The sequence below is a fragment of the Saccharopolyspora sp. NPDC049357 genome (genome assembly GCF_040677225.1).
GTDB lineage: Bacteria > Actinomycetota > Actinomycetes > Mycobacteriales > Pseudonocardiaceae > Saccharopolyspora.
This window is the reverse complement of the sequence record NZ_JBFAQJ010000080.1, coordinates 1-6,472: the sequence shown is the minus strand read 5'-3', so window position 1 is coordinate 6,472 and position 6,472 is coordinate 1. Positions and strand designations below refer to the sequence as shown.

The window sequence follows — 6,472 nt, the reverse complement described above, 5'->3', positions numbered from 1 at the left end:
GCTGCAGCTCGACGATGTGGTGCTCGGAACCGGTGCCGCGCAACCACGCGACGTCCCGGTCGGTCTCGACCGGGGTGAGGCCCCAGACAAGGCGCTCAGCCCGGTCCGGGACCCAGCGGGCCCTTGCCTCCCGGTCCCCGGCGGCGCAGGTAGCGCTCGAACTCGGCGGCGATCGCGTCGCCGCTGGCCTCGGTCAGCCGGACCTCCGCGTCACCGCGCTCCTCGAGGGCGCGGACGTAGTTGCGCACGTCCTCGTCCTCCTCGGCCATCTCGCTGACCGTTTCCTCCCACTCCTCGGCCTGGTCCGGCAGGTTGCCCAGCGGAACCTCCACGTCCAGCGCCTCCTCGACGCGGTGCAGCAGCGCCAGCGTCGCCTTCGGCGAGGGCGGCTGCGAGACGTAGTGGGGCACCGCCGCCCAGAACGAGATCGCCGGGATACCCGCTTGCACGCACGCGTCCTGGAAGATCCCCACGATCCCGGTCGGACCCTCGTAGCGGGTGCGCTCCAGGCCGAACGTCGCCGCCGAGTCCTCGTCGTAGGCCGTGCCGCTGACCGGGACCGGACGCGTGTGCGGAGCGTCGGCGAGCAGCGCGCCCAAGGTCACCACCGTGCGCGCCCCGAGCTTTTCGATCTTCTCGACCAGCTCTGCGGAGAAGGCCCGCCACCGCATGTTCGGCTCGATGCCGTGCACCAGGATCACGTCGTGCTCGGCACCGGGCGGGCGGCACACCGTCAGCCGGGTCGTCGGCCAGGTGACCTGCCGGGTGACGCCGTCGACGAGCTTGACCGTCGGCCGCGTGACCTGGAAGTCGTAGTACGGGTCCGGGTCGAGCTCGCTGAGCGACTCGGCGTCCCAGATGAGCTGCAGGTGCTCGATCGCGGAGCTGGCTGCGTCCCCGGCGTCGTTCCATCCTTCGAACGCGCAGACCACGATCGGGTCCGTCAACCGCGGCAGGTCGGCGTTCGGTTCGGGTGTCTGTTCGCGATCGGTCACTGCGCAAGCCTACGACCTACGCCCTCCCCGAGCGCTACCTCCTCGCCTATTTCATGATCACGTGCCCGGCCGGTGCGGAGGTGCCGGTTTGACGGTTCCTCCTGCTGGTCCGAGGCTTGTCTGACCAGTCTGTGTGGAGCAGGTGCCCGTGGAGCGGAGTCCGTCAGCGCCAAGTGGGGGAACCGGTGTGTCCCCGCGTTCGCGTCTGCGGCTGTCCATCGGCCGCCACCCCGGTGACCTGGGAAAACTCAGCCTGGTCGCGGGTCTGCTGGTGCTGAGCGCGCTGCTGGTGCTGGTCCCGGCGAACCCGGTGGAGATCGCTGTTCACCAACAGCTGATCGCCCTCCCGCGCGTCGCCGACCCCTTTTGGGTGGTGTTGACCTGGATCGGCTCCTGGGCGGGCATCGTCGGCGTGGTCGTGGCGACCTCCTACGTGGGCTGGATCCGGGTGGCGCTGCTGTGCGGCGGCTCCGGTGCGCTGACCTGGCTGATCGCGATGCTCATGCACCAGCTGCTGGCGGGGCCCGGCGGTCGCCCCTTCCCGTCGGAGCAGGTAGCGGTGGTGACCGTGCTGGCCGTGGTCGCCACCCCGTACTTCGGCCGGTTCGCGCGCTACCTGGGCTGGGGCCTGGTCGTGCTGACCGGGGTCGCGGTCGTGCACCTGGACCTGCACCTGCCGCTGGGCGCGGTCGGCGGAGCGCTGCTCGGCTGGGGCGTCGGACTGCTGTGCCACCTGGTGTGGGGCGCTCCGGGTCGCAAGGTCTCGGAGCTGGTCATCTTCGACGAGCTCGAACAGGCAGGGCTGGCGCCGGTGTCGATCAGCGCGCTCCGGCACCGGCTGCTGCAACCGCGCGAGTTCGCGGTGGACACCGTGGACGGTCCGCCGCTGCGGGTCAAGGTGGTGCGCAGGCTCAGCCGCCGAGCCGGCGCCTGGTACAAGCTCAAGCGCCTTCTGATGCTGCTCGACGTGCAGGACGAACCGAGCCTGTCCACCCCGCACCACGAGGTCGAGCACGAGGCGTACGCGGCGTTGCTCGCCGCCCGCGCCGGAGTGCGCACTCCCGAGGTCGTCCTGGCCGGTGACGTCCCCTACGCACCTGCGCTGCTGGTGATGCGGGAGGTTCCCGGGCGGCGGCTGACGGAGCTGTCGCCGGAGGAGATCGACGACGAGCTGCTGGCGGGCGTGTGGGAGCAGGTCGCGCTGCTGGCCGAGGCCCGCATCGCGCACCACGACCTGCGGGCCAAGAACATCCTGGTGGACGAGCACGGACGGCCGTGGCTGCTGTCGTTCACCTTCAGCCATCCCGGCGCCGACGACGCCCGCTGCGCTCAGGACCTGGCCGAAGCGCTGGTGTCGGTGGCCGCCACCGTCGGCACCGAAAGGGCTGTGACCAGCGCGATCGCCGCACTACCCGTCGAATCGCTGGCCGCGGCGCTGGGCAGCGTGGTGCCGCTGGCGCTGCCGCGCCGGATCCGCGCGCAGGCCCAGCGCGGCCGGTACTTCCTCGCCGAGCTGCGCGAGACCCTCGCCGACCGGCTCGGCCTGCCCATTCCCGGCTTCCGCTCACCCGTGCGACCGACCACCGTGCTGAGCCTGCTGCTGGTCGGTGCGGCCGTCTACCTGCTGATCCCCGAGCTGTCCAACACCCGGGACGTGATCGGGGCGCTGCGCCACGCCAACTGGGGCTGGCTGGCGGTGGCGGTCGTGACCGGCTTCGCCGCCGTGGTGCTGTCGTCGATCTCGGTGCAGGGATCCAGCCGGATCCCGCTGCCGTTCTGGCTGACCCTGCAGGTCCAGATCGCCGCCGCGTTCACCGGGCGCACCACCCCGGGCGGTGCCGGGTTCTTCGGAATCAACGTCGTCTACCTGGAACGACTCGGGCTGCGCAGGCCGCTGGCCGTGGGGGTGACGCTGCTCAACCAGGCCGGGACCGGGGCGGTGGCGTTCGTGGTGTCGGTGATCGGGGTGTTCGCGGTCGGGCTGTCGGGCACCTTCACCAACCTGTCGCTGCCCGGCTGGCAGCTGATGGTCGGCGTCGCGGCCGCGGTGCTGGTCGCGGTGCTGGTGCTGCTGTCGCCGCCGGGGCGGCGCCGGATCATGCCGTCGGTGCGGGAGGTGAGCCGGGAGCTGCTGGAGACGCTGCGGCACCCGGTGCGCGCGCTGCAGCTGTTCGGCGGGGCGCTCGGCTACTTGGTGGTGTCCGGTCTCGGGCTGGCGACGTCGCTGGCCGCGCTGCACCCGAACTTCTCCTGGACGGCGGTGACCATCGTGTTCGTCGTCGGCAACACCCTGGGCCACCTGGTGCCCTCGCCCGGTGGGCTCGGCGCGGTCGAGGCCGTCCTGTTCGCCGGTCTGGGTGCCATGGGCGTCCCGCCCACCGCGGCCGTCGCCGCCGTGCTGCTGTCGCGGCTGCTCACCTACTGGATCCCGGTGCTGCCCGGCATCCTCATGTTCCGCTACCTGCAACACCGCAACGTCATCTGAGGAGTCCTCGGACACTTTGGGTAGGAATCGGTACAGATGGTCGTGTGTACTGAAGGTGGTCCTTCCACCTCATTGAACGGAGTGTTCGCGTGGCTCAGCCCGCCGCCGTGCTGTTCGACATGGACGGCACGCTCGTCGATTCCGAGAAGCTCTGGACCATCGCGCTCGACGACTACGCGGCGCATCGAGGCGGACGACTCTCGCAGCAGACGCGCGAGGACATGGTCGGCTCCAACATGACCCGCAGCATGCGCCTGCTGCTCGTCGACCTGGGCCTGCCCGACGGGAACTCCGAGATCGCGGGTGCCGCCAGCTGGGTCGCGCGCCGCATGACCGAGCTGTTCGGCGAGGGCCTGCCGTGGCGGCCGGGAGCCGAGGAGGCGCTGCGCCGCGCCAAGGAGCTGGGGCTGCGCACCGCGCTGGTGACCTCCACGATCCGCCCGCTCACCGACCTGGCGCTGGACACCCTGGGGCACGACTCCTTCGACGTCACCGTCTGCGGCGACGAGGTCGACGGCAAGAACAAGCCCGATCCCGAGCCCTACCTCAAGGCCGCTCGCCTGCTCGGCGTCGACCCCGCCGACTGCGTCGCGGTCGAGGACTCGCCCACCGGCGTGGCCTCCGCCGAAGCCGCGGGCTGCGCGGTGCTGGCGATCCCGTGCGAGGTGCCGCTGTCGCCCGGCCCCCGCCGCACGCTGCGCGACTCGCTGGCCGAGGTCGACGTCGCGGCGCTGGGCGAGCTGTTCGCACCGGCCGCGTGAGCGATCCGGTCCCGATCGTGCTGGCCGGTCACGGGCCGGTCGGCCGGGCCTACGCCGACCTCGTCGCCGAACGCGGTCGGCAGCACGGCCTGGACCTGCGGGTGGTTGCCGTGCGCGGCCGGGAACGCCAGCGCGAAGCGGGGGAGTGGGGTCCGCTCACCGACCTGCCCGAGCTGCTGGAGCGCACCGGTGCGCGGGTGTTCGCCCAGGCGGTTCCTTCCGACGGCGACGGCCGTGCGGCACGGGAGGCGCTGCAGGCGCTGAACGCGGGTGCCCACGTGGTCACCGCGACCAAGTCGCACCTGCTCACGCACTGGAAGGGGCTCGCCGAGGCGGCGGACGCCGCAGGTCGGTCGGTGCGCGTCTCGGGCGCCACGGGCGCCGCGATGCCCGCCGGTGACCTGGCCCGATCGGTGCTGCGGGGCTTCGACGTGCGCGCGGTCTCCGGCTGCGTGAACGGCACCGCCACCTTCGTCCTCGACCGGCTCGCCGACGGCGCGGACCTGGACGGCGCCGTCGCCGAAGCGCAGCGCGCGGGCATCGCCGAGGCCGACCCGAGCAACGACCTCTCCGGAGGCGATGCGGCGACCAAGCTCCGGCTGCTCAGCGCGCTGCTGTGGGGCTGGGACCCGGCGGAGACCCGGGTCTCCGCCGAGCCGGTCGCACCTCCGCTGCCAGTCGTTCCCGCAGGTCATCGGCTGCGGCAGGTCGCCAGTGCGATGCGCGACGAGCCCGGCGTGGTCCGGGTGGCGTTGTCGGCCGAGCCGGAGGCCTCCGCGCTCGGGGCGCTGCGCGGACCGGAGAAGGCGGTGCGCTACGACTGCGGTGACGCCGGCCAGATCGCGGTCTCCGGCGGCCGCTCCAGCCCGCACGGGGCCGCGCTTGCGATGATCAAGGACACGCTCGGCGCGGTCCTGGAAGCCACCACCGGCTTCCGCTGATCGGCCGTGATCGAGCCCGCAAACGGACGGGTCCGGTGTGAACCCGCCCAGGACGGATGCAAGGATCGAGGATTGTGAAGACCTTCGACGAGTTGTTCGCCGAGCTGCAGGAACGTGCCCGGACCCGCCCCGAGGGCTCCTCGACGGTGGCCGCGCTCGAATCCGGTGTGCACGCCCAGGGCAAGAAGGTCCTGGAGGAGGCCGGCGAAGTCTGGCTGGCCGCTGAGCACGAGTCCGACGAGGAACTCGCCGAGGAGATCTCGCAGCTGCTCTACCGGCTGCAGGTCATCATGCTGGGTCGCGGACTGTCCCTAGAGGACGTCTACCGCTACCTGTAGATCAACACCGAACACGAGGAGAACAGGTTCAATGCTGCGCGTTGCAGTGCCCAACAAGGGCACGCTTGCCGGTCCCGCGTCCGAGATGCTCGCGGAAGCCGGGTACCGGCAGCGCCATGAGCAGCGGGACCTGACCGTGATCGACAACGCCAACGAGGTCGAGTTCTTCTTCCTCCGGCCCAAGGACATCGCCATCTACGTCGGCTCCGGCGAGCTCGACCTCGGCCTGACCGGCCGCGATCTGGCGCTGGACTCCGGGGCTCCGGTCGACGAGCGGCTGGCGCTGGGCTTCGGCGGATCGACCTTCCGCTACGCGGCGCCCGCCGGCGCCGGTGAGTGGAACGTGGCCGACCTGCAGGGCAAGCGGATCGCCACCTCCTACCCTCGGCTGGTCTCCGACGACCTGGCCCGGTACGGGGTGACGGCCGAGGTGATCCGGCTGGACGGCGCGGTGGAGATCTCCATCCAGCTCGGCGTCGCCGACGCGATCGCCGACGTCGTCGGCTCGGGGCGCACCCTGCGCCAGCACGGTCTGGTGGCCTTCGGCGACCCGATCTGCAAGTCCGAGGCCGTGGTCCTCGAGCGCCGCGACTCCGACCAGGAGCAGGCGAAGAACCAGCTGATCGCGCGGCTGCAGGGCGTGGTGTTCGCGCAGCAGTACGTGATGCTTGACTACAACTGCCCGAAGGACCTGCTCGACGACGCCACGAAGATGACCCCGGGTCTGGAGTCGCCGACCATGGCACCGCTGGCCGATGAGCGGTGGGTCGCGGTCCGCGCCATGGTCTCCCGCAAGGACGCCCCGGCGATCATGGACCGCCTCGCGGCCGTGGGGGCGAAGGCGATCCTGTCCTCGGACATCCGGGCCTGCCGACTCTGACGGGCGGTTCTGGTCCGAACAGCTCGGAGTAGAACGCAGGCTGCACCGCGATCATCGGAGCCAGGCCCAGTC

6 protein-coding genes are annotated in these 6,472 nt (G+C 71.5%); 5 read left to right on the top strand and 1 reads right to left on the bottom strand.

What is annotated here, in order from left to right; translation table 11 throughout:
* Positions 1 to 95 precede the first annotated feature (95 nt).
* Entirely contained in the window at positions 96 to 995 is a 900-nt protein-coding gene (locus AB0J91_RS32770) for a PAC2 family protein (RefSeq protein ID WP_132673772.1), read from the bottom strand.
* A gap of 187 nt (positions 996 to 1,182) precedes the next feature.
* Between AB0J91_RS32770 and AB0J91_RS32765 the strand changes: the two genes are divergently transcribed.
* From AB0J91_RS32765 to hisG, 5 genes are all read left to right on the top strand, one after another.
* Entirely contained in the window at positions 1,183 to 3,480 is a 2,298-nt protein-coding gene (locus tag AB0J91_RS32765; protein WP_363876859.1) for a lysylphosphatidylglycerol synthase transmembrane domain-containing protein, read from the top strand.
* An 89-nt stretch (positions 3,481 to 3,569) separates the two neighbouring features.
* On the top strand, positions 3,570 to 4,241 hold the full coding sequence (locus AB0J91_RS32760) for an HAD family phosphatase (protein ID WP_363876856.1): 672 nt from the start codon (positions 3,570 to 3,572) through the stop codon (positions 4,239 to 4,241).
* A complete protein-coding gene (locus AB0J91_RS32755; RefSeq protein WP_363876854.1) occupies positions 4,238 to 5,182 on the top strand; it encodes a homoserine dehydrogenase in 945 nt (314 codons plus the stop codon). The genes AB0J91_RS32760 and AB0J91_RS32755 overlap by 4 nt, the downstream gene beginning before the upstream one ends.
* A gap of 74 nt (positions 5,183 to 5,256) precedes the next feature.
* On the top strand, positions 5,257 to 5,520 hold the full coding sequence (locus AB0J91_RS32750; protein WP_132622409.1) for a phosphoribosyl-ATP diphosphatase: 264 nt from the start codon (positions 5,257 to 5,259) through the stop codon (positions 5,518 to 5,520).
* 31 nt (positions 5,521 to 5,551) lie between these two features.
* Entirely contained in the window at positions 5,552 to 6,400 is an 849-nt protein-coding gene (hisG, locus tag AB0J91_RS32745) for an ATP phosphoribosyltransferase (RefSeq protein WP_363876851.1), read from the top strand.
* The last annotated feature ends 72 nt before the right edge of the window (positions 6,401 to 6,472 follow it).

Coding starts and splice junctions, on each gene's coding strand:
- hisG (WP_363876851.1), top strand. CDS start 5,552: ATGCTGCGCGTTGCAGTGCCCAACAAGGGCACGCTTGCCGGTCCCGCG.